Genomic DNA, 21,416 nt, shown 5'->3' on the forward strand with positions numbered 1-21,416 from the left:
GTGGAAAATCAAAATCAAAATCAAAATAGAGCAGATGCCAAAAAGAAAATTGGAATATTTCTTATAATTATTTTTGTCATTGGAATTTTATACTTACTTTACTATATGTTTTTTTTAAAAGGATATGAAGAAACTGAAAATGCATATATCCACGGAAATCAAGTCTCTATAACAACACAGGTTAGTGGTGTTATAAATGAGATTAACGTACAAGATACTCAACCTATAACGATTGGGACTTCTGCTATAAAACTAGATACAGTTAATTATGAAATCGCTCTTAAAGATGCTGAAACAAAATTAGCTGACGCAGTAAGAAAATATTATACACTACAAAATACTGTGAAAGTTAATGAAAATAACACTTTAACCGCTAAAGCTAATCTTGCTCTTGCTGATAAAACTTTAAAAAGACAAACAATATCTAGCAGCACAGGAATAACAAGTAAAGAAAATTTTGATACAACTAGTTTTAAATATATCGATAGTAAAAATACCTACGAGTAAAGTCTAACTAATTTAGAGAATAGTAAAATAGAAGCTTTTAGCTCTGATATATACTCTCATCCTGTTGTCGCTATAGCTATTGAAAATTTAAAAAACGCCTACTATAATTTGGAAAAAACTAAAATTTTCTCACCTATATCTGGTGTAATAGCCCAAAAACAAGTTAATTTAGGACAACAAGTTGGTGCTGGTCAAACTCTTTTTACTGTTGTTGATTTAAATAAAACTTGGATCAATGCAAACTTTAAAGAAACTCAGCTTAGAGATATCAAACTTGGAAACCATGTTGAAATCAAAAGTGATTTGAATGGTAAAACTTATAGTGGTGTTGTCACTGGAATATCTGCTGGTTCAGGAAGTGCCTTCGCTTTAATACCAACACAAAATGCTACTGGAAACTGGATTAAGATTGTCCAACGTGTTCCTGTTCGTATTGATTTTAATCAGGATAGTTTAAATAAAAATGGTGTTCTACCGATTGGGACAACTTTGACAGTTAAAGTTAATACAAACAAAACTGTCGATATTCCCAATCACTTTATAGAACAAAAATCTGAACTATATAAAATTGATGAAAACGCATTACATTCGTTGATTGAAAAAATAATTAATAGCAATAGCTTTTAAGGAGGTTATAACTTATGAATTCATCAGTTATTTTTGCTACAATCGCCTTAGCTATCGGATCTTTTATGAACGTTCTTGATATGACCATCGTCAATGTTTCTTTAAGTCACATTGCTGGTGATTTTGCTGTAGCTCCTGATCAAGGAACTTGGGTTATCACTTCCTACGCTGTTGCTGAAGCTATATTTTTACCACTTATCGGATGGTTAACTAAACGTTTTGGAATTATTAAACAATACTTAGCTGCAACACTACTTTTCACTTTAGTTAGTATGCTTTGCGGTATAAGTCCATCTTATAACTTTTTATTAACCATGAGAATTTTACAAGGAGTTGTTGGAGCTAGTATGATTCCACTCTCTCAAACACTTATGCTAAAGTTATATCCTAAAGAGAAAAAAGGAATAGCTTTGGGAATTTGGTCTATGACTATTGTTATTGCACCTGTTGTTGGGCCTGTTTTAGGGGGATGGGTAACTGATACTGCTTCTTGGAGATGGTGTTTTTATATCAATCTTCCCTTTGGTATAATATCAAGTTTAATTGTTTACTACATTTTTAAAAAAGATATCGCCAAAGAAAAAACTGTTAAAGAACCAATCGATATAATCGGATTCATTCTTTTAGTTATCGGTGTCGGTTCTCTACAACTTATGTTAGATAAAGGAAATGATTTAGACTGGTTTTCCAATAATATTATCGTTGGACTCAGTATATCAGCTTTTGTTTTCCTAGTCCTCTTAGTCATTTGGGAATGGCATCACGAATCCCCAGTTGTAAATGTTCGCCTATTTTTAAATAGAAATTTTTGTGTAGGGTCGTTCGCATTAATGTTTTCTGTTTTAGCATATTTTAGGGGTGTTGTTGCAATTCCACTTTGGTTACAAAACTATATGGGATACTCTGCTTTTACTAGCGGAAAGTCGACATGCACTCTTGGAGTTGCTATATTGATGGTAGCTCCTATCCTAGGAAAAAAAATAGACCATTTAGACGCTAGAAAAGTAGCTGCTTTTGGATTCTTTCTACTAGGTATCTCCACATTTTTCACAGCGAGATACTCTCCAGAAATAACTCCAGGATACGTTGCATTAACCAGATTTTTTAACGGCTTTGGCGTTGGTATATTCTTTATATCTTTAAATACACTAACTCTTTCAAACATCAGTAACGAAAATTTAGCTAGTGCTTCTGGTATCTATAATTTTATGAGAAATATAGGAAGTAGTTTGGGAACATCTTTAGTTATTCCTGCTTGGAATCACGCAATGGCTTTTCATCATAACATGATGGCATCTAGCATAACAGCTGCTAATCCTAATATTGAAAATTTCTCAACTAACTCATTAGCTTTAATAAAGCAAGAAGTTATTATTCAATCTTCTATTATGGGAATTAATGATATTTTAATCGGAAGTGGGGTTATAGCTCTTATCCTTATACCATTTCTATTTCTAGGTACCTCAACTAAGTCAACACAACAATAAAAGGGAGTCAATAGCGACTCCCTTTTTTACTTCCTCTTAATCTTTTTATCTATCTTTTCCAAACTCAAAATATATATTAGATAAAATTTCAAACTGTTCTTGTTTAAAATCATACTCCAGGTTCTTCAATAAACGCTCTTGAAGCCCCTCATTTTTTTGAGAATATATAAAACTAAGTTGTTTATCATATCTCATTCCTAAACTACTTCCAATTTTCCATTTTAAAAAATCATAAAAAGTATCCTTACTATACTCCTCTGGCATCAAAACTCTTTCAAAATCAATTTTATCAAAAACTTGTAAAATCAATTCAAATCTTTTCTCTTTAACTCTCTTCATTATCAAATTTTCCAAATTTATCACCTATATCTCTTCGCCATGTGTTTGGATAACTTTTTGATACCAATAGAAACTATCTTTTTTTATACGTTTCATATCTTTCAAATCAAAGTCATCTCTATTTATATATACAAAGCCATATCTTTTCTTAAATCCTTGATGCGAACTTAAAATATCCATAACTGACCAAGGAGAGTAACCCCACATCTCGACACCATCTTCCATTGCAAGTCTACAAGCTTCAATGTGGTCTCTCAGATAATCAATTCTATAGCCATCATGAACTTTTTCATCCTCTGTTAACACATCATGTGCTCCTAACCCATTTTCAGCTATAATCATTGGCAATCTATATTTTTCATAATATCTATTTAAAACTAATCTAAGACCCGATGGATCTATCTGTGCTCCATATTCACTCGCTTTTAAATTCTCATTTTTTATATGTCTAAAATATCCATATTGATCAAAGTCAACTTGATTCATGATAGACTCTCTTTCACCTAAAACATGACTTTCATCAACTGGTAGATGCTCTATACAAAGGGTTCTATAGTAATTAACAGCTATAAAATCATTTGTAGCTCCTTTTAAAATATCTTTATCGATAGCCTCTGTTTTAGGAACAATGTTTCTCTCTTTTAAGTATCTCATATAATATTTTGGATACTCACCATAAACATGCATATCTAAAGCATACTCAGTTTTAAAACAATCGTTCATTTTGGCTGCCCATACATCCTCTGGCTTACTTGTTGCTGGGTATGAACAAGTTGATGAAACAGCTGGACCTATTTTTCCATTTTCAACAACTTTTCTAAAAACTTTAACAGTTAAAGCATGAGCTAAAAACATATGATAATCCATTTGAGCTCTCATTCTGTCAGCTTCCCACTTATCAGCAACATCTATATTCATTCTCTCATCAACTCTAACCATTAAATTTTGCTCGTTATGAACTTGCCAATTTTTTACTTTAGTACCAAATCTTTCAAAACATATTTTTGCATAACGTTCAAAAGCAAAAGCACACTCTCTATCTTCCCAGCCATTATATTTTTCAACCAATGCATAAGGCAGATCAAAATGATAAAGTGTTATAAAAGGCATAATCCCTTTTTCTAAAAGATAATCAATAACTTGATCATAAAACTTTATTCCATTCTCATTTATCTCTCCATCACCAGTTGGAATAATTCTAGCCCAAGAGATTGAGAATCTATAAAGTTGAAGTCCTAACTCACTCATTAAATCTATATCAGCTTTCCAGTTGTTATAAAAATCACTCGCAACTTTCGAATCAGCTTGTTTATCTGAACGTTTAAACGAATTGAAATCTGCAACAGTTTTTCCTTTTCCATCTTGATTCCATCCACCTTCAATTTGAAAAGCTGATGACGATGCTCCCCATAAAAAATTTTCTGGGAATTTTTTTATTTTATCTTGTATATCCATTTTTACTCCTTTATTTATTTTTCTAAATTTTCAATATCTTCAAATCCAAATAGGAATGTTAAAAGAGCTGAACCGAAAAATGCAACTCCAATTCCTATTAGATAGAACATAAATTTTTTCATTCCAAATGCAGCATAAGTTGCTATCGTTAAAACTCCATTGTTAGCAAACGAGTCTCCATAAACTCCTCCAGCTCCCATTATAGCTCCTCCTAATGCTCCACATATAACAGCATATATCATAGGTTTTTTCAATCTTAGATTACATCCATAAATTGCTGGTTCTGTTATTCCACATAAAGCTGCCGAAATACTCGCCGAAGCAGCTATGGTTTCTAAATTTTTATTTTTTGTTTTTAACATAACTCCAAGAGCCGCTCCACCTTGAGAAAAGTTTGCTGCACCAGCAAAAGCTAATAAATTCTGACGACCATAAAGTGCCACATCATTTATTCCAATTGGAACTAACGCCCTATGTGCTCCAAAAATTACAAACACACACCACATTCCTCCTACAAAAGCCCCACAAAGAATTGGACTAACTCCCATCAAAGCTGCATACATAAAGCTTATCATATTTCCTATATATATTCCAATAGGTCCAAAGAATAAAAATATGGCAGGAATCATTATAATCAATGATAAACCTGGAACTAAAATTATCTTTAAAACCTCTGGTATAATTTTTTCTAAAAATTTTTGTACGTAACTTAGAATTAAAACTCCAATTATAATTGGAATCACCGAGGATGTATAACTAGCTTTTGTCACCTCTAATCCAAACATATAAACGGATGAACTTCCAGCCATAAGAGCTACAACTGCAGGAGAACACATCGTTCCACCAAGTGCCATAGCTATAAATTCATTTGCTTTAAATACTTTTGCACTCGTATAAGCTAAAACTATTGGCATAAAATAAAATATTGCATCTGTTGCTGTCATAATTATTGTATAAGTTTGATTGCCTGTTATATCAAATCCTTTATTTGATGCTAAAATTCTTGCAACTGTCAAAGCCCCTTTAAGTAAACCTGATGCTGCGATTGCTGGTACCATCGGGGTGAAAATTGTAGAAATTGCAATTAAAATCCTATTCCATATATTTCCAACCTCTAAACTTTCATTTTTATTATCTTCTTTTTTTACTTCATTATTCAGTGATAACATAGGTATAATCTCTAAGTAAATTTTTTCAACTTTCGAGCCTATAACAACCTGAAGTTGACCTCCACTTTCTATTACAGATATAACTCCTTCTAACTGTTCTATCTTTTTCTTATCAACTAATTTCAAATCTTTAAGAACAAACCTTAATCGAGTAAAACAATATGTCAACTCTTTAACATTGGATTCTCCACCAACTTCCTGTAATATATCTCTTCCAATCTTATTGTAATTCATATTTTTTCTCCTTCTATGATAATTAAACTTTCTATATTTAAATTCTACCATTCTGGTATAGTATTTGCAAATTTTTTCAAATAAATTTTTATATTATTTTTATTAAAAGAATGGTATAATAACAGATAAACAAAAAATATTTTTAGATGGAGATGTAATGAACTTTAATGAATTTAATTTTAAACAAGAAATAATGACGCAAATTACTGCTGTTGGATATAAAGAAGCAACACCAATCCAAGCCGAAGCTATACCTGCTATTTTAAGTGGTATTGATATTCTTGGACTTGCTAAAACTGGAACTGGAAAAACTGCAGCATTTGTTCTTCCTATTTTGGAGAAAATAGCTACAACAAAAGGAAAAGGAAAGGGTGTTAGAGCACTTGTAATAGCTCCTACAAGAGAACTTGCTGAGCAAATTAACAATACAATTTTACAACTTGGAAAAGGGATTGGAATTAAAACTCTTGCTGTTTACGGTGGAACTTCTGTTAAAAAGCAAGTTGATATTCTTAAAACTGGGGTTGATATTGTTGTTGGATGTCCTGGTAGAATTTTAGATCATATCAACCAAGGAAATCTTGGTTTAACTAGACTTGAATTCCTTGTTTTGGATGAAGCTGATCATATGTTAGATATGGGATTCTTAAAAGATATCGAAAAAATTGTTAAGCACACACCAAAAAAGAAACAAACTCTATTTTTCTCTGCAACAATGCCAAAAGAGATTAAAACTTTAGCATTTAAAGTATTAGAAAAAAATCACCAAACTATTGAAATTGAATACAAAGATCCTGTAAAACTTATAGAACATGAGCTTTATCATGTTGAAAATTTAGAGAAAAAATCTAAGCTAGTTGAAATTTTAGCAGATTCTGAAATTGAATCAGTTATCGTATTCACAAATGGAAAACATAAAGCAAAATATCTAAGTAAAGTTTTAGAAAATAAGGGATTAAAAGCTGTACACTTCCAAGGAAATCTTTCTCAAAATCAAAGAGATGCAGCTTTATCTGGATTTAGAAATGGAACTTACAACATTTTAGTTGCTACTGATATCGCGGCTAGAGGATTAGATATTCCTCAAGTTACTCATGTTATAAACTATGATCTTCCTAAAACAGCAGAAGCTTTTACTCATAGAAGTGGAAGAACAGGAAGAGCAAATAAAAGCGGTATTGTTTTAACATTCTCTGCTTTTGAGGATAAAAAATTCTTAGCTGAGATTTTAAAAGTTAACAAAACTGAATTTGTAAAAATTCACGGTGAAGAGGGAACTTCAGCTCCTAAAAAACCAAAAGATGGTTTCAAACAAAGACCAAAAAGAGAGTTTGATTCTAACAAAAAACAAAACTCTGAAAATGATAAAACTAAAAAATCATCTGGAAATAAATTCTGGCAAAAAAAATCTGAGAACAAAAAAACTAAAACAAATAAAACAGCTACAAAATAATTTATAGAAAAAAGGATTTAGAAAATTGCTTCTAAATCCTTTTTCATTTATCCCTCTTTTAAAGTTTTCATTTTTATTAAATGAGTTAAAACAGCAAAGAATGTTATTACAAGAGCAACTCTTCCATAGATATTAGTCATAGCTAAAAATCCTTTTCCCATACCTAAAGTCATAACTGTTATTGCTATAATTTTATTTTTATAAGTTATACCTTTTTTCTCTGTATAATCTTTTATATATTTTCCAAATATTTTATTTTCTAAAAGTAATTTGTGAAATTTTTCAGAACTTCTTTCAAAAAGAAAAGCTGATAAAAGCACAAAAGGTGTCGTAGGTAAAATAGGTAGAAAAATACCTATAGCTCCTAGCAATAATGATAAGCATCCGAGTATAAAAAATAACTTTTTCTTCATAAAATCCTCCCAAGTTTAATTTATACTATTTTAGCATATTTTACTTTGAATTTCAAATTATTTAAATATTTAATATTATTTACTTGCAAACAAAATAAACATATGTTATTATTTTGATTATCAAATATTTAGTCGGAGGACTTCAATGAAAAAACACTTTATTTATTTAGGGCTTGTGATTTCAGCTCTAAGTCATGCTATGGAACCTAGTAGTGAAGGAGTTTATCTAGAGAAGAGTGTTATATCTACTCTTGGATACGAACAATCTTTACAAAACACTACTAAAAATATTCAAATAATTACAAAAGAGGAGATTAGTGAAAAAAACTTTAAAGATATAACTGAGGTTTTAGAGAGCTCACCTCTAATTACAATTACAAGAAACTCTGTGGGAGAAAGTATCCAAATGAGGGGAAGTGGATTAAACTCTAAAGCAACAGTTCAAGTTCTTGTAGATGGAGCTGCTATAAATCCAGTTGATATAAACCACGGAACCTTACCATTAAACTCAGTTTCTGTATCATCTATCGAAAAAATAGAGATTCTTCCTGGGGGAAATGGAGTTCTTTATGGAGATGGATTCACTGGTGGATTAGTTAATATCATAACTAAATCCTCTGTTGATAAAACTGGGGGATATGTTGGATTTAGATATGGAAGTGACAACGAACGTAGATTTGAAACAGGAACTTCTGTAAAAGTAAATGATAATCTAGCTTTCATTATTGATTATTCTAAAGAGGACAACGATACTAATAGAGATTATGAAAATACAAAAAATGAGCATTTTAATTTAACTTCACTTTTAAAACTAAGTGAGGATGACAAATTAAAATTACAATATACATACTACAACAAGAAATCTAAAACAGCTGAGTTACTAACTAAAGCAGAGTTAGATGCAAATGCTTCACAATCAGGTGTAGATTTTAACGGTTCTGAACTTGGACAAAAATACTCTGCTCTTGAAGGGTCAACTGACCAATTAGATAGAAGTAACTTGACTAGAAATGAGTTCTCTATGAACTACGATAAAAATATTAACTCTAAACTTTCATTAAACTTAAATATGAGCTACCAAGAAAATAAAAACGATGTTAAAACAAAAGAATCTACTTATGCTAATTTTGGAACTATGATTGATTATAGAGAATATTATGCTGATAATATTGGAACATTTACAGATGAAAAATTCAAAATAAACCCATCTGTTAAATATGAATACGGAAATGATAGTTATCTAATTTTAGGATATGACTACAAGCTTCAAAAAAGTAAAAGAGATTTCGAAAACTTTATGGATATGTATAAAGTTTATAACTTAGACAGCGAAAAAGAGAGTCATGGTATCTACGCATTTAATAAAACTTCTATTGATAAATTACAATTCTTACAAGGAGTTAGAAGAGAGTGGACAAAATTTGATACAACAAAAAATAGTCACTACTACCATAGAGTTACTCCTGGATTTATCAATGGAGGATATGTTGATTCTGGTTTAAAATCAGATAAAATCAAAAAATCTATGAGAAATGATAGTTATGAATTTGCTATAAATTACCTATACTCTGATACGGGTAATATCTACACTAGGTTTGAACAAAGTTTTAGAACTCCAGCTCCAACTGAATTCCAAGATAAAGTTGATAATGTCTATGCTATAAATGATTTAAAAGCTGAAACAAACCAAACTATTGAAATCGGATTAAAAGATTACGCTTTTGGAAGTTTTATATCACTAAACGCTTTTGCAGGTAAAACTAAGGATGAAATTTATTATGAAGAGGTTACTCACGGTAAACACTGGACTTACTCTAATTTAGATGAAACTAAAAGAAAAGGATTTGAAATGGGATTAGAGCAATCTATTGGAAAATTTGTATTCTTCGAAAACTTAGCATTTGTTGATGCTACTATCTCTAGTGACTCAACTAATAGATCTATCGAAGGAAACTATGTTCCATATACTCCTAAAACAAATGCTAATATAGGAACAGCTATCTACTTTACAGATGCCTTTAATACAGCTTTAACTCTTAACTATAAAGATCAATACTACCTAGATAAAGAAAATAAATATAAAGCTAAAGATACTGTTTCTCTAGATTTAAGTGTTAATTATACTCTTAATAATGGTTTAAAGCTATTTGGTGGAATTAACAATCTTCTTGATAGACAAAACTTCGATCAAGAGGGGATTTCAAATGGAGAACAGGTTTACGATCCTTCAAGTGGAAGAACTTTCTATTCTGGGTTTAAATATACATTCTAATAAACAAAAAATATCTTCGGTCATGACCGAAGATATTTTTTTACTCTAATTTTGTTCATAATATTTTAAATTTTCATTTAAAATAGCAAAATAACTATTCTCTAAATTTATATTGAAACAACCAGTAGATAAATCATATGGCGCATCTTCTACAAAGCCTTCTATTACTAATCTACTATCTTTTTCTAAATGATACAACTTAATATAATCTGTCTCTTCAAAGTTTAAGTTATTTAAAGCAGTTGCAAACTCCAAGCTATTTTCATTTGCATTTACACTACATCTACCTTTTTCAATACCTTTTTTATTGAATAATACAACTTCAGAATACTTACGTGAATATTGATACGGATGAATCATATTTTCTATTCCAGTAGCTTCAAATTTCATTAAATCATAGTTGAATGTCAATTCTGAGAAAATAGTATTATTATACCCTTTAAATATAACGATATTTTTCTCTCTCAATTTATTTTTTGCAATATCTAGTCTTTCAATTTCTAAGTTAATTTCATCTGTAGTTAAATTAGGAACTTCCAATATTGACTGAGCATAATTCAGATGATTTTTGAAATAATCATAGCTCTTTTTAGTATATTTTTCCGAAGATATTTGTGAATATTCTTCAACTTTATTTCTCAATTCAGTTTTATCATCCGATAAATCCAATAAAATATCACTATATTTTAAATTTTCATTTAATATATAGAAGTAGCTATTTTCTAAATCTATATCAATACAACCAGTTGATAAATCATATGGTGTATTTTCTATAAATCCATCCATCACTAACCTTCTATCTTTCTCTAAATGATACAGCTTAATAAAATCTGTTTCTTCAAATGTTAATTTATTTAAATTATTTGCAAATTGGATACTATTTTCATTTGCATTTACACTATAACTAGCTTTTACTATTCCTTTTTTATTACATAAGATAACCTCTCCATATTTACGTCCATAGTGGAATGGGTGTACTATTGAGTCCGTTCCTTTTGCTTCAAACTTCATTAAATCATAATTAAATGTTAATTCTAAGAAATTTACATTGTTATATCCTTTAAATATAACTTTATTTTTTTCTTTTAAATTATTTTTTGCCTCATCTAATCTTTGAACTTCTAAATCAATCTCGACTTGAGTTAAATTAGGAGTAGATAGCATTGATGTAGCATATTCTATATGACTTTTTAAATAGTTATAACTTACTTTCGTATAATTTTCAGGAGATATTTCTAAACACTCATCAATTTTATCTTTTAATTTAGATTTATCATCTGATAAATCCAATAAAGTATTCGTATATTTTAAATTTTCATTCAATATATAGAAATAACTATTTTCTAAATCTATATCAAGACAACCAGACGATAAATCATACGGTGCATCCTCTATAAATCCATTTAGCACTAGCCTAGCATTTTTCTCTAAATGATATAGCTTAATATAATCAGTTTCTTCAAAATTCATTGCATTTAAACTATTTGCAAATGTCATACTATTTTCATTTGCATTTACACTACAACTACCTTTTATCATTCCTTTTCTATTGTATAGTATAACCTCTGAATATTTACGTGAATATTGATATGGATGAATCATATTTTCTATTCCACTAGCTTCAAATTTCATTAAATCATAATTGAATGTCAATTCTGAGAAAATAACATTATTATATCCCTTGAACAGAATTTTATTTTTTTCTCTTAATGCATTTTCAACCTCATTTAACTCTTCTAAAATTAATATTATCTCCTGCTCTGTTAAATTTGGTGTTTCTAACAACTGTTTAGCTTTTTGGATAACCATTTGTAGGTTATTAAAAGAAAGCTTTGTATATATATTAGAATCTAACTTTTCTAACTCTTCAATCTTATCTTTTAACTTAGTTTTATCATCTGATAAATCCAATAATATATTTGAATATTTTAGATTTTCGTTTAGTATATAGAAATAACTATTTTCTAAATCTATATCAGAACAACCATTATTTAAATTAGATGGCGTATTTTCAACAAATCCTTCTATTACCATTCTGCTATTTTTTTCTAAGTGATATAACTTAATATAATCTGTTTCTTCAAAAGTTAGTGTACTTATACCTTTAGCAAACTCTAAACTACTCTCATTTGCTTTTATTGAATAATTTCCTTTAACTATTCCTCTTCTATTGAATAGCTTTATTTCTGCATACTTACTACTTCCATGGAATGGGTGTATTGTTGTGTCAATTCCCTTAGCTTCAAGCATCATAGAATCATCGTTGAATACTATTTCACAGAAGTTAACATTATTATATCCTTTAAATATAATTTTATTCTTTTTTCTTAAATTCTGTATTGCTTTTTCTAAATCCCTATAAGCTTTTATAATTTCATTTTCTAGAGCATCGTCGTTTTCTAAAACTTCTATTGATTTACCTAATGCTAAAACATATTCATTGTAACTATTTTTAGAATAATCATCTTTATCATAGTTACACTCTTTTATTAATTCAATTAAATCATCCTTATTTTCATTAAGTTCTAATTGAATTGTTGAATACAATATATCTGATTTCATTATATAGAAATATGAGTTTGATAAATCTAGATTCTTAACTCCATAATCATAATATTCCTCAGTATCTCTAATTTCACCCAGTAGAGCTAACCTATTAAATTGCTCTTTATGTGAAAGCTTTAAATAGTCTCCTTCTATAAACTTTGTTTCATTCAATAGATTTGAAACATAATCAGCATTTGAAGAACCTGCTACAGAATTTTTTTTTTTTAATTTATTTTTTTTATTATAGTGCTCTATCACAATATATTCTGATGAATGATGATGTACATTAGCTGCTACTCCTGATGATGATGCTATAAATTTCTTGTTTACAAAATCAAACTCTACTCTTAAAAAAACTTCATCTTTGTATCCTTTGAAGAATAGCTTAGGCTTATCATCTGAAACTATAATATCAATTTCATGACTTGAAACTTTATTTTTTTCAGTTGATTTTATTTTAAACTCTGAATTTAAATAAATTGTTTCTGGAACTAAGAATGAAAACTTTCCTAATGAATCTGCTGTTACTGTATATCTATTTTGACCTAGTTCTATCTCTATTTCAGCCTCAGGATTAGCTATTCCACTTAAAGTTCTATTTCTACCAGGATATATTTTTCTTACTGTAGGTGGGATTGATATATTTCTTATTGAGTCAAACCAATAATTTTCATCTGTGTATATATATGATGATTTTGAAAGATCAATTATGTCATCAATTGCATTGAAATCTGTCACATCTTGTAATTCACACATCTTTATAAAAGGTATAACATTTAATTTATATTGCTTAGCTATAAAGTATGCAACAAAATCCCAACCAGAATACTTTCCTTCTTCTCTCCAGAATGTTTCAAGTTTTTGCATAAATTCATTGTCAATACTATCAATAAATGCTAAGAAGAAATACATAGGAACTATTCTCTTATACTGCTCACCTTTAGTTAGATAATCAGAATATGATGGAACTACTTTTGTTTCTTCATATTGTTGTTTATTTCCATATGCCCAAGACCAATTAGGATCATTTTTATCTATTCTTGTTTTAGCATTTGCAAACATATTGTTCCAATAGTACTTCCAGCTGACATATATCCTCTATGCTCTTCTCTTCCAGTAACTAAGAAAAATCCTTTTCTAGGTTTATGCATATCTTTCTCATTATTTTCATTTAACCCCGCTAGTTTATTGTATAATGCGATTATCTCTTCATTAACCTCTAACGTTTCTAATATATCCATTTGTTGCTCGTTATTTTTCTTTATAAGATGTTTTATCATTGGAATATATATTCTCACATTATCACTTATAAGTAATCCTGGATCATCTCCGTTTTCATTTAAAAATACTTTCTCATGAAAAGCCTCTTTAGATAAAGTATTCTCTGAAATTTTTTCTTTTCTAATATCAAAAATAGAAGCAAGTGTATAATCAGATTTATTCATTTTTACTTTCACACTAAAACTAAATCTTTCATCAACTGAATCTAATTTATTTTTAATATTTTGTACATCTATAAATAGCCCACCCATCTCTGAAATATCTATTTGCGTCCAAATATTTACAGGGATTTTTTTTACACCTTTCAAATTTACTATGTTATGCAAATTTATATTGGCATCTCCAACTATATTTTGTCCCTCTATTAAAACTTCAATTGAACAACTTTGTAAAATTTTTATACCTAATGGTTCATTTGAGTGAATACTATAGTTAAATTGTTTACTATCTTCACTTGTTGATAAACTTGTATTTCTATAGGCCTCGGTTCCATACCCTTCAACTTAAGAAAAATAATCTGAACTCAAATTCTTCTAAAAGATTTTTGAGTTCTTTTTTTATACAAATTTAAATTTTGGATATTTTTTGGTATGACAAAAAAATGCTGTTAACAGCACTTACTCAAAGCTATTACTTCAAATCTTTAAATTATCAATTTTAATATATCATCTGAGCTGAACTCCCCTTTCCTTCTACTTTTTATACAGGTTTTAGGAACTAGTATTTTTAATTTATCTATTATTCTAAAAACTTTGTAATCATAATGATGTATCCTATCTAAGTAATATTTAATCTTTTGAAATATCTTCTTTTCACTAAAAATCAAGCTTTTATCCTCGATTTCTTCTCGTAAAATATTTGATAATTCATTGTTCATAAGTATATTGCATAACTTTCCATAGAAATGAACCTCTATTCTTTCCTTTTTTAGTTTTCTAGTGCTTTCATCAATTTCTAATATTGATTTCCAATTTTTAAAATCTAACTCTATCTGCCATCTTAAGCTGTAAATGGGATATATATCTTCTTTTGGATAATCTTTTTTTTGAAGATTTGTTATGATAAATCCATATTTTGCAATATCTCGTTTTTCTTCTCGCAAATAAGGACGTGGATCTCTAATTTTTTTAGTTACTGTTTTTAACCTACGCTCTTCTAGAACACCATCTAACCTTGTTATTATTAATCTACATGGAACTTTTTCAAATGCTGATCCAACATATACATTCTCAACTTCTTTAATTTCCCCTATATTCATAGAACTACAGATTGTTTCTAAATCTAGTTGTACATATCTAGTTTCAGATTTTACATTACCATTCTTAAAATATTTGGCATCAGGATTATTTACAAAAATTGTTTTAGTGCTATTAAGTTTAAGTTTGGATATGAAAAAAGCCTTCTTTTTTAAAATATATTTAAAAAAATCTAAAGAATAGTATCCTAAATCATTTAAGATTAAATCTTTAGCTCGAATAATTTTCTTTAGTTTAGGTAAAAATTTAAAATCATTTTTAGTTCCAGCTGTAATTTTTACATCTACAGGTAGGTTATGTTTTAAATCTTTTATGAAATTAATTTTTAAACTAGAGTATTCACCTTCTTGATTTTTACCACCAGGATAGTCTTTCGCTAAAGAACGATGAAGCTTAGAAACACTTGAATCTGTTAAGAGAATACGATTAAAAACTGCTAAACTTTTTTTAAATATCATAGTCTAAATATTATAATAAAGTGTTAATAAAGTAATTTAATCCCCCCAGAAAAGCTCTGTCCCCCGCAGAGTTTTTCTATTTTTTAACATCTTTAATATTAAATTTTATTCATTTTCTTCAGAATCACATAAAATATTTATATTATTATCTTTCGCATATAAGCTTGACCACTCATATATATCATCAAGTATCTTCTTAAATGTTTCACCACGTTCTGTTAGAGAATATTCAACTTTTGGTGGAACTTGTGGATAAACTTTTCTATTAATCAGTCCTTTTTCCTCCAACTCTCTAAGTTGAGTTGTTAACATTTTCTGTGTTATATCAGGCATTAATCTACTTAACTCACTAAATCTTTTTGTTTCATTAACAAGATGCCATAAAATTATAAGCTTCCATTTTCCTCCTATTAAATCTATCGTTAATTCTAAAGCACATCTATAATTCTTTTGTAAATTAGCCATATAATCTCCTTCTGTTCTTTTAAAATCAAAACACTATTAAAAAGCAAGTATAGTGTAAAAAAGTATATACATATCTTATATATTTATATAAAGAATATTAGCATTAAGATCAAGAAAAGACAAGGGATATAAAATATATAAATATTCAAACTTTTTTTGTTATAAAAAACGTCTAATATTTATAATAATAGTTAGATAGTTTAGTAGTAAAAGTTTTAGTAATTAAAAAAGCCATCACACAGTTTCAAAGATGTTTTATAAGAGTAAGTATAGTAACAAATCATGAAGTTGTAAATCTAACTATTATATGAGAAATAGATTTAAAGTTAGTAGATTGTTTTATTTTTAAGGCAGTATTTTACAAGTTTTAAGGTTATTTAAACGTGAATAGATTTAATGATTTAAATTGTAGTAGAGGGAATCGTGATGGCGCCCTCTACTTTTTTTATGAAATATTTTATCTGTTTTCTAAAGCTATATTTGCTAATCCTTCAATCCACTCTTGATGAGCATTTAACATTGGATTTGGCTTTGTAACTGCCATATCTTTTGCAGGTTTTCCTATTTGAGTTTCTTGAGTAAGAATTCTTACTCTTCCACCAGATAAATTTTCAATTAACCAAGCATGATGAACATCTAATCTTGAATCTGTATCTCCTTCTACCCAACCATGCCATGCTATACGGCCTGGTTTTTCATCTTTTGGAGGTTCGTATTCTGTAACCTCTGCTTCAACTAAAAATTCAAAAGTTGTAAATTTAAATCTCGCTTCAGAGAATAAATTTGATCCAGATCCATTGTAAAAATATACTTCCGGTTTTACATTAGTATAATATATTGACCATTTTGAAGTATCATTTAAAAATGGCCATACCTCTTCAGCTGTTAACTCTGAAATAATCACCTCATTTGATACATATGTTAATGGTAGAATAAATTGTAGGTTTTTTGGCAGAATGCAATGATGTAATTTTGGCAGACTAGATTACACTTTCTTTTAAAATATAGTATCCTTTTAGTATAACAAATACTACTGGAGGATATAGATGAAAGGATGGATTATGTTTAATAAAATTAAAACTTTAAAAGAACAAAATCTTAAAGTAACTCAAATTGCCAGAATACTAAATTCAGATGTTAGAACTATCAATAAATATTGGAATATGTCGTCTGAAGAATTTGAGCTTCTTAGAACTCAATATAAGCAAAGAATTGTTGGAAGAAAAATGGATGTATATGAGCAACTTATCATTTCTTGGATTAAAGAGTTCAATGATATGGTATTAAGTCAAGTTTTTAAACATAATTTTATAAATTATGCAACTTGTTTCTGATAATCAGCTGGAGATAAATAACCTAGTTTTTTCTGAATTCTATGGTTGTTATACCAGCCTTCTATATATTTAAATAAAGACTTTTTAGTTTCTTCAAAAGTCTTTGGTTTACTTTGATAAATTAACTCTTTCTTTAAAACTGAATGAAAAGATTCTATAGGAGCGTTATCATAAGGATTACCCTTTCTTGAATAAGAAAGGGTTGCACCTAAATCTTTAACTTTAGCTACATAATCTTTACTCGTATACTGCGATCCTTGGTCTGTATGGATAATACAGCCTGTAAGATCACTGTTTAAATTAAGTTTAGAAAGAGCTTTTAAAACGATATCTGTTGTCATTGTTGTGGAGTACTCCCAACCTTTGATTTCGTTTGTATGTAAATCCATAAATGAAGCTAAATATGTCCAACCAAAATCTTTTGTGTAAATATATGTAATATCTCCTACTATTTTCTCGTTTGTTGAGGTAGTTGAAAAATCCTGTTTTAAAAGATTACTTGCAGGTGCTTCAACTTTTGATTTAATTGTCTGGGGCTTGTACTTTTTTCTAGTAATAGATGAAAGACCTAATGCTCTCATAATTCTTTGAACTAGCTTTATACTCGCGGGATAACCCTCACGATTAAGTATTGCATGTATTTTAGGAGCCCCATAAATTTTAGAATTTTCCTCATAAATTCTTTTGATTTGAGAAGATAATAATTCATATCTCTCTTGAGTCTTAGTAGTAGTTTTATTGAGATTAAAGTAGTAAGTAGCTCTACTAATTTTAAAGATTTTACACATTTTTTCTTGGCTGTATTTAGGTTTTAATTGCTTGATAAGGTCAGTTATCTTAGTATCATCTAGTTTTTCGCGAATATTGTCAAAGCCTTTTTTAGAATAGCACACTCTTCTTTAGCAGCGGCTAGTTCTTTTTGAAGCTTTCTAAAGTCATCGAGAGTGACAACCTCATCACTTTGGGTATTAATATTACTATATTTTTTTCTCCAAAGAATAAGATTGGATGAAGACACACCATATTCACGAGATACCTCTTTAAGAGACTGACCATTTAAAATTAAGTTAACAAGAGTTTTTTTAAACTCTTCATCATAAGTTTTTCGTTTAGACATAAAATCACTTCCTTCAAGGTTTAGTTTACATGATTTGTTATTTTATGTCTACAAACTTATTCTAGCACCAAGCTTAAGTATTTTATAAAGCATAGTGATTATGATATTTTATTAAATTTTTAAAATGTTATACATAAAAATGAAAATATTATACAAAATATAGTTATAAAAATTAAGTGTTGATAGTCTTTTTTTAAAAACCCATAACTTCTCAACCTACTTCTTATAGCTCCATTTCCATATCCTCTAACTTCCATCGATATCGCTAAATTTATTGCATTTTGAATTCCTGAAATAACAATTGGAAAAAAAAGTGTTGTTATATTTCCTATTTTTTCTTTTAAAGTCATCAGTTCATAATCTATTCCTCGAGCCTTTTGAGCTAACACTACTCTTTCAGCTTCCTCTTGCAACATTGGAATAAACTTAAATGAAAGTGCTGTAATAATTCCTATCGATTCTACAGGAATCTTAAAAACTTTTAAAGGGGATAGTGTTTTTTCTATTACAAAACCAATTTCTCTTATCTCTAGTGATGAAACCATCGAAGTAGCTAAAAATATAATTATAATCAATCTAGAAAAAGATATAACTACATAATCAATTGGTCTTCCTATTAGAAAAAAGTTTATAACTACTATTGAAAACATTAATCCCGAAGAGTATTTTAAAATCTTTTTTAACTTGTCTACATTTATAGAAAAAAGTCTTATTTGATAAAATATTACAGGTAACAAAATTAAAATTTGATAAGGTTTTTTTATAAATCCCAATGCAATTATACAGATTAAAGTTGTATAAAATACAGTTCTTGGGTCAAACTTTTGTAATCTCATAACTATCTAATCCTTTCTAGAAGCTCATCAATATTTCTTATATTTTCTGTAGAAACACCAAAATTATTCATAATTTTACAAAATTTTATAAAATCTAAATCTGAATTTTTTAAAACTTCAAAAGGTTTTCCTTCTGCTATAATCTTACCTTTTTCTAAAGCAATAACATTATCACCATACTCTAATACATCTTCTAAAAGATGAGAAATTTGAATTATTGTTATTCCACTTTTTTTCAATTTATCTAAAATTGTAAAAAATAACTTTTTATTTTCTATATCAAGACCTGCAGTAGGTTCATCTAATAACAAAATTTTAGGAGATGTCATTAATATTGAGGCTAATGCTACAAATCTTTTTTGCCCTCCACTAACTTCATATGGAGACCTAGTTAGTATATCTTTTGACAACTCCAATAATTCTAAAACTTCATCTAGTTTTTTTTCAATCTCTTCAGATAAAACTTTTCTTTTTACTAAAGAATAAGTTATCTCCTCTTTGATTGTACTATTAAAAAATTGTTTTTCTGTATATTGAAACATATAACCATAATTTTCTCTATAATCTTTCAAATGTTCTTTTGAAGAAAGATTTTTATTTTTCCAAAGAATATCTCCTGTTTTATTTTTCAATAAAACTCCTATAGTTTGAAGTAACGTTGATTTACCACTTCCTGTTTCTCCTATAATAAAATTATAGCTTCCAGTTTTAATATTTAAATTTATATTTTTTAATACTATTTCTTCATATCCTGAACTTATTTCTCTTAAAGAGATTTCCATAAACTTTCCCCCATTTTATCTAAATTAAAAACATTTTGTGACAAATTAATTCCTGTACGTAAATAAATGTTTCTAGCTACCTTAAACATCGGAGGAAGGTCCAGCCCTAATCCAAGCTCACCTTTTACTAAGAGCTCATTAAAAAGGTCTTTAGAGCCCTTAAAATCGATTTTGCTATCTTTCAATAATAAAACCTCATCACAAAACTCTATTTCTGATAAATGGTGAGTTATTAAAATAATTGTTACTCCTTTTTCTTTTAATTTTTTTAAAAGATTTAATATTATTTTTCTATTATATGGATCTAACATAGAGGTAGCTTCATCAAGTATTAAAATTTTAGGGTTTAATGCCAAGGCTGAAGCTATACACAATCTTTGCTTCTCTCCTCCTGAAAGTTTTGATACCTTTTCTAAATTTCTTCCTTCAAATTCAATCTCTAATAGCAGTTCATCTATTTTTTTTAACATAAACTCTGAATCAAATCCATAATTTTCCATTGAAAAAGCTATCTCCTCTTCAACAATATCCGTAACAATTTGCTCATCTGGATTTTGAAAAACCATTCCTATCTGTTTTCTACAGTGATATAAATTAGTTTTTAAATTTAAATTATCTATATAAATCTCCCCATTTATAGGTTTTTCTATTCCTAAAATTAATTTTAATAACGTACTTTTCCCAGAACCATTTTTTCCTAGCAAAGTATAAAATTTTCCTTTTTCAAAATTTAGTGTTAATTTTTTAAATATAGATTTATCGTCATAAGAAAAATCTACACACTCTAATCTAATCAATCTTTTCACTCCACTCATCAACATCATAAAAATTTAAAGAGATGTTTTTTTCTTTTAAAAGTGATTCTAGAACTTCCATAAACACACCTTTTTCAGAAACTAATTTTACTCTACTTTTAATATCTTCTAAACTTTCATAACAACTAGCTTCTCCTTCCCAATCTGCTCTACACGTTGTATTTACACCACAACTTGGACTTCCCGAAATACCGTAAATACCGTCTATTTCATAGCCATTTTTTAAATAGTTCTCTATTTGATTTAAAATTGGAAATAATAATTTTTTACTTTCTTCTAAAAAACCAGGGTGTTCAAATTGGTCTTTTACATGCCCCCATCTTTTTAATCCATGTATAGTTAATTCAGGACAAGGAAGCTGAATAATTCCATAGTTATTTAATATTTTATTTTGCAAAAATTTTAAAAACTCCTCTTGTTTTCTTGCATAAGGCTTTACTACGCTATTTTGATTTAAAATACAATGTGATATCAATATAATTTTTTTAGCTCTTTTCATCTTTATTATCCTTTGATTTTAAAGTTTCTGTTAACTTAAAATTTATTGAAACTACTCCAATCCTTTGAGG

General features: G+C 28.5%; 21 protein-coding genes. 6 read left to right on the forward strand and 15 right to left on the reverse strand.

Annotated elements, in window-relative coordinates; translation table 11 throughout:
- The 3 genes from Q0O83_RS09220 to Q0O83_RS09230 all read left to right on the forward strand — a co-directional run bounded on the left by Q0O83_RS09220 (position 1) and on the right by Q0O83_RS09230 (position 2,621).
- Positions 1-507, forward strand: a complete 507-nt coding sequence (locus Q0O83_RS09220; RefSeq protein WP_294096436.1) for a biotin/lipoyl-binding protein — start codon at positions 1-3, stop codon at positions 505-507.
- A gap of 78 nt (positions 508-585) precedes the next feature.
- Positions 586-1,134 carry an HlyD family secretion protein gene (locus tag Q0O83_RS09225; RefSeq protein WP_294096464.1) on the forward strand — a complete coding sequence of 183 codons (549 nt, stop codon included), beginning with the start codon at positions 586-588 and terminating at the stop codon, positions 1,132-1,134.
- A gap of 14 nt (positions 1,135-1,148) precedes the next feature.
- Positions 1,149-2,621, forward strand: a complete 1,473-nt coding sequence (locus Q0O83_RS09230; RefSeq protein WP_294096437.1) for a DHA2 family efflux MFS transporter permease subunit — start codon at positions 1,149-1,151, stop codon at positions 2,619-2,621.
- Positions 2,622-2,666: 45 nt separating this feature from the next.
- Here the strand turns inward: Q0O83_RS09230 and Q0O83_RS09235 are convergent, their stop codons facing one another.
- Genes Q0O83_RS09235 through Q0O83_RS09245 form a run of 3 tightly spaced genes read right to left on the reverse strand, consistent with a single transcriptional unit; the run spans position 2,667 to position 5,818 of the window.
- Positions 2,667-2,960 carry a hypothetical protein gene (locus Q0O83_RS09235; RefSeq protein ID WP_294096438.1) on the reverse strand — a complete coding sequence of 98 codons (294 nt, stop codon included), beginning with the start codon at positions 2,958-2,960 and terminating at the stop codon, positions 2,667-2,669.
- A gap of 24 nt (positions 2,961-2,984) precedes the next feature.
- Complete coding sequence (locus Q0O83_RS09240) at positions 2,985-4,415, reverse strand: glycoside hydrolase family 1 protein (RefSeq protein ID WP_294096439.1); 1,431 nt, start codon at positions 4,413-4,415, stop codon at positions 2,985-2,987.
- Positions 4,416-4,429: 14 nt separating this feature from the next.
- The gene (locus Q0O83_RS09245) at positions 4,430-5,818 is read right to left on the reverse strand and encodes a PTS transporter subunit EIIC (protein ID WP_294096440.1); all 1,389 of its coding nucleotides are present in this window, start codon (positions 5,816-5,818) and stop codon (positions 4,430-4,432) included.
- Between the two features lie 157 nt (positions 5,819-5,975).
- On the opposite strand from Q0O83_RS09245, the gene Q0O83_RS09250 reads away from it, so the two are divergent.
- Complete coding sequence (locus Q0O83_RS09250) at positions 5,976-7,271, forward strand: DEAD/DEAH box helicase (protein ID WP_294096442.1); 1,296 nt, start codon at positions 5,976-5,978, stop codon at positions 7,269-7,271.
- A gap of 47 nt (positions 7,272-7,318) precedes the next feature.
- Here the strand turns inward: Q0O83_RS09250 and Q0O83_RS09255 are convergent, their stop codons facing one another.
- Positions 7,319-7,684, reverse strand: a complete 366-nt coding sequence (locus tag Q0O83_RS09255; RefSeq protein WP_293722318.1) for a YbaN family protein — start codon at positions 7,682-7,684, stop codon at positions 7,319-7,321.
- 145 nt (positions 7,685-7,829) lie between these two features.
- Here Q0O83_RS09255 and Q0O83_RS09260 point away from each other — a divergent pair, with 145 nt between their 5' ends.
- Positions 7,830-9,956: a TonB-dependent receptor gene (locus Q0O83_RS09260; protein ID WP_294096445.1), complete on the forward strand. Its 2,127-nt coding sequence runs from the start codon at positions 7,830-7,832 to the stop codon at positions 9,954-9,956.
- Positions 9,957-10,001: 45 nt separating this feature from the next.
- On the opposite strand, the gene Q0O83_RS09265 is transcribed toward Q0O83_RS09260, so the two are convergent.
- The 5 genes from Q0O83_RS09265 to Q0O83_RS09285 form a co-directional block, all read right to left on the reverse strand.
- Positions 10,002-13,565, reverse strand: coding sequence for a putative mucin/carbohydrate-binding domain-containing protein (locus Q0O83_RS09265; protein ID WP_294096446.1), 3,564 nt, complete (start codon positions 13,563-13,565; stop codon positions 10,002-10,004).
- The gene (locus Q0O83_RS09270) at positions 13,538-14,110 is read right to left on the reverse strand and encodes a hypothetical protein (protein ID WP_294096447.1); all 573 of its coding nucleotides are present in this window, start codon (positions 14,108-14,110) and stop codon (positions 13,538-13,540) included. The genes Q0O83_RS09265 and Q0O83_RS09270 overlap by 28 nt, the downstream gene beginning before the upstream one ends.
- Positions 14,111-14,427: 317 nt before the next feature.
- Complete coding sequence (locus Q0O83_RS09275; RefSeq protein WP_294096448.1) at positions 14,428-15,498, reverse strand: IS4 family transposase; 1,071 nt, start codon at positions 15,496-15,498, stop codon at positions 14,428-14,430.
- A 105-nt stretch (positions 15,499-15,603) separates the two neighbouring features.
- Positions 15,604-15,963: a helix-turn-helix domain-containing protein gene (locus Q0O83_RS09280; protein WP_294096449.1), complete on the reverse strand. Its 360-nt coding sequence runs from the start codon at positions 15,961-15,963 to the stop codon at positions 15,604-15,606.
- Positions 15,964-16,420: 457 nt separating this feature from the next.
- Positions 16,421-16,867, reverse strand: a complete 447-nt coding sequence (locus Q0O83_RS09285; RefSeq protein WP_294096452.1) for a hypothetical protein — start codon at positions 16,865-16,867, stop codon at positions 16,421-16,423.
- A 142-nt stretch (positions 16,868-17,009) separates the two neighbouring features.
- Between Q0O83_RS09285 and Q0O83_RS09290 the strand changes: the two genes are divergently transcribed.
- Positions 17,010-17,297 carry a hypothetical protein gene (locus Q0O83_RS09290; RefSeq protein WP_294096454.1) on the forward strand — a complete coding sequence of 96 codons (288 nt, stop codon included), beginning with the start codon at positions 17,010-17,012 and terminating at the stop codon, positions 17,295-17,297.
- Here the strand turns inward: Q0O83_RS09290 and Q0O83_RS09295 are convergent.
- The 6 genes from Q0O83_RS09295 to Q0O83_RS09320 form a co-directional block, all read right to left on the reverse strand.
- A complete protein-coding gene (locus tag Q0O83_RS09295; RefSeq protein WP_294095075.1) occupies positions 17,279-18,190 on the reverse strand; it encodes an IS3 family transposase in 912 nt (303 codons plus the stop codon). The two genes, Q0O83_RS09290 and Q0O83_RS09295, sit on opposite strands and share 19 nt — an antisense overlap.
- On the reverse strand, positions 18,145-18,414 hold the full coding sequence (locus Q0O83_RS09300) for a transposase (RefSeq protein WP_047380843.1): 270 nt from the start codon (positions 18,412-18,414) through the stop codon (positions 18,145-18,147). Before Q0O83_RS09300 ends, Q0O83_RS09295 begins: the two co-directional genes overlap by 46 nt.
- Positions 18,415-18,533: 119 nt before the next feature.
- Positions 18,534-19,250: an energy-coupling factor transporter transmembrane component T gene (locus Q0O83_RS09305; protein WP_294096457.1), complete on the reverse strand. Its 717-nt coding sequence runs from the start codon at positions 19,248-19,250 to the stop codon at positions 18,534-18,536.
- A gap of 2 nt (positions 19,251-19,252) precedes the next feature.
- Positions 19,253-20,032, reverse strand: coding sequence for an ATP-binding cassette domain-containing protein (locus Q0O83_RS09310; RefSeq protein ID WP_293722310.1), 780 nt, complete (start codon positions 20,030-20,032; stop codon positions 19,253-19,255).
- Positions 20,017-20,829 carry an ATP-binding cassette domain-containing protein gene (locus Q0O83_RS09315; protein WP_294096459.1) on the reverse strand — a complete coding sequence of 271 codons (813 nt, stop codon included), beginning with the start codon at positions 20,827-20,829 and terminating at the stop codon, positions 20,017-20,019. The genes Q0O83_RS09310 and Q0O83_RS09315 overlap by 16 nt, the downstream gene beginning before the upstream one ends.
- Positions 20,822-21,346, reverse strand: coding sequence for a CD3072 family TudS-related putative desulfidase (locus tag Q0O83_RS09320; protein WP_294096461.1), 525 nt, complete (start codon positions 21,344-21,346; stop codon positions 20,822-20,824). The genes Q0O83_RS09315 and Q0O83_RS09320 overlap by 8 nt, the downstream gene beginning before the upstream one ends.
- Between the last annotated feature and the right edge of the window lie 70 nt (positions 21,347-21,416).

The sequence above is a fragment of the uncultured Cetobacterium sp. genome, assembly GCF_945952365.1.
Lineage (GTDB): Bacteria > Fusobacteriota > Fusobacteriia > Fusobacteriales > Fusobacteriaceae > Cetobacterium_A.

What these genes read in the sequence shown, in the direction of transcription:
- Q0O83_RS09230 (WP_294096437.1), top strand. Translation starts at nt 1,149, where the DNA reads ATGAATTCATCAGTTATTTTTGCTACAATCGCCTTAGCTATCGGATCT.
- Q0O83_RS09235 (WP_294096438.1), bottom strand. Translation starts at nt 2,960, where the DNA reads ATGAAGAGAGTTAAAGAGAAAAGATTTGAATTGATTTTACAAGTTTTT.
- Q0O83_RS09240 (WP_294096439.1), bottom strand. Translation starts at nt 4,415, where the DNA reads ATGGATATACAAGATAAAATAAAAAAATTCCCAGAAAATTTTTTATGG.
- Q0O83_RS09245 (WP_294096440.1), bottom strand. Translation starts at nt 5,818, where the DNA reads ATGAATTACAATAAGATTGGAAGAGATATATTACAGGAAGTTGGTGGA.
- Q0O83_RS09250 (WP_294096442.1), top strand. Translation starts at nt 5,976, where the DNA reads ATGAACTTTAATGAATTTAATTTTAAACAAGAAATAATGACGCAAATT.
- Q0O83_RS09255 (WP_293722318.1), bottom strand. Translation starts at nt 7,684, where the DNA reads ATGAAGAAAAAGTTATTTTTTATACTCGGATGCTTATCATTATTGCTA.
- Q0O83_RS09260 (WP_294096445.1), top strand. Translation starts at nt 7,830, where the DNA reads ATGAAAAAACACTTTATTTATTTAGGGCTTGTGATTTCAGCTCTAAGT.
- Q0O83_RS09265 (WP_294096446.1), bottom strand. Translation starts at nt 13,565, where the DNA reads ATGTTTGCAAATGCTAAAACAAGAATAGATAAAAATGATCCTAATTGG.
- Q0O83_RS09275 (WP_294096448.1), bottom strand. Translation starts at nt 15,498, where the DNA reads ATGATATTTAAAAAAAGTTTAGCAGTTTTTAATCGTATTCTCTTAACA.
- Q0O83_RS09280 (WP_294096449.1), bottom strand. Translation starts at nt 15,963, where the DNA reads ATGGCTAATTTACAAAAGAATTATAGATGTGCTTTAGAATTAACGATA.
- Q0O83_RS09290 (WP_294096454.1), top strand. Translation starts at nt 17,010, where the DNA reads ATGAAAGGATGGATTATGTTTAATAAAATTAAAACTTTAAAAGAACAA.
- Q0O83_RS09300 (WP_047380843.1), bottom strand. Translation starts at nt 18,414, where the DNA reads ATGTCTAAACGAAAAACTTATGATGAAGAGTTTAAAAAAACTCTTGTT.
- Q0O83_RS09305 (WP_294096457.1), bottom strand. Translation starts at nt 19,250, where the DNA reads ATGAGATTACAAAAGTTTGACCCAAGAACTGTATTTTATACAACTTTA.
- Q0O83_RS09310 (WP_293722310.1), bottom strand. Translation starts at nt 20,032, where the DNA reads ATGGAAATCTCTTTAAGAGAAATAAGTTCAGGATATGAAGAAATAGTA.
- Q0O83_RS09320 (WP_294096461.1), bottom strand. Translation starts at nt 21,346, where the DNA reads ATGAAAAGAGCTAAAAAAATTATATTGATATCACATTGTATTTTAAAT.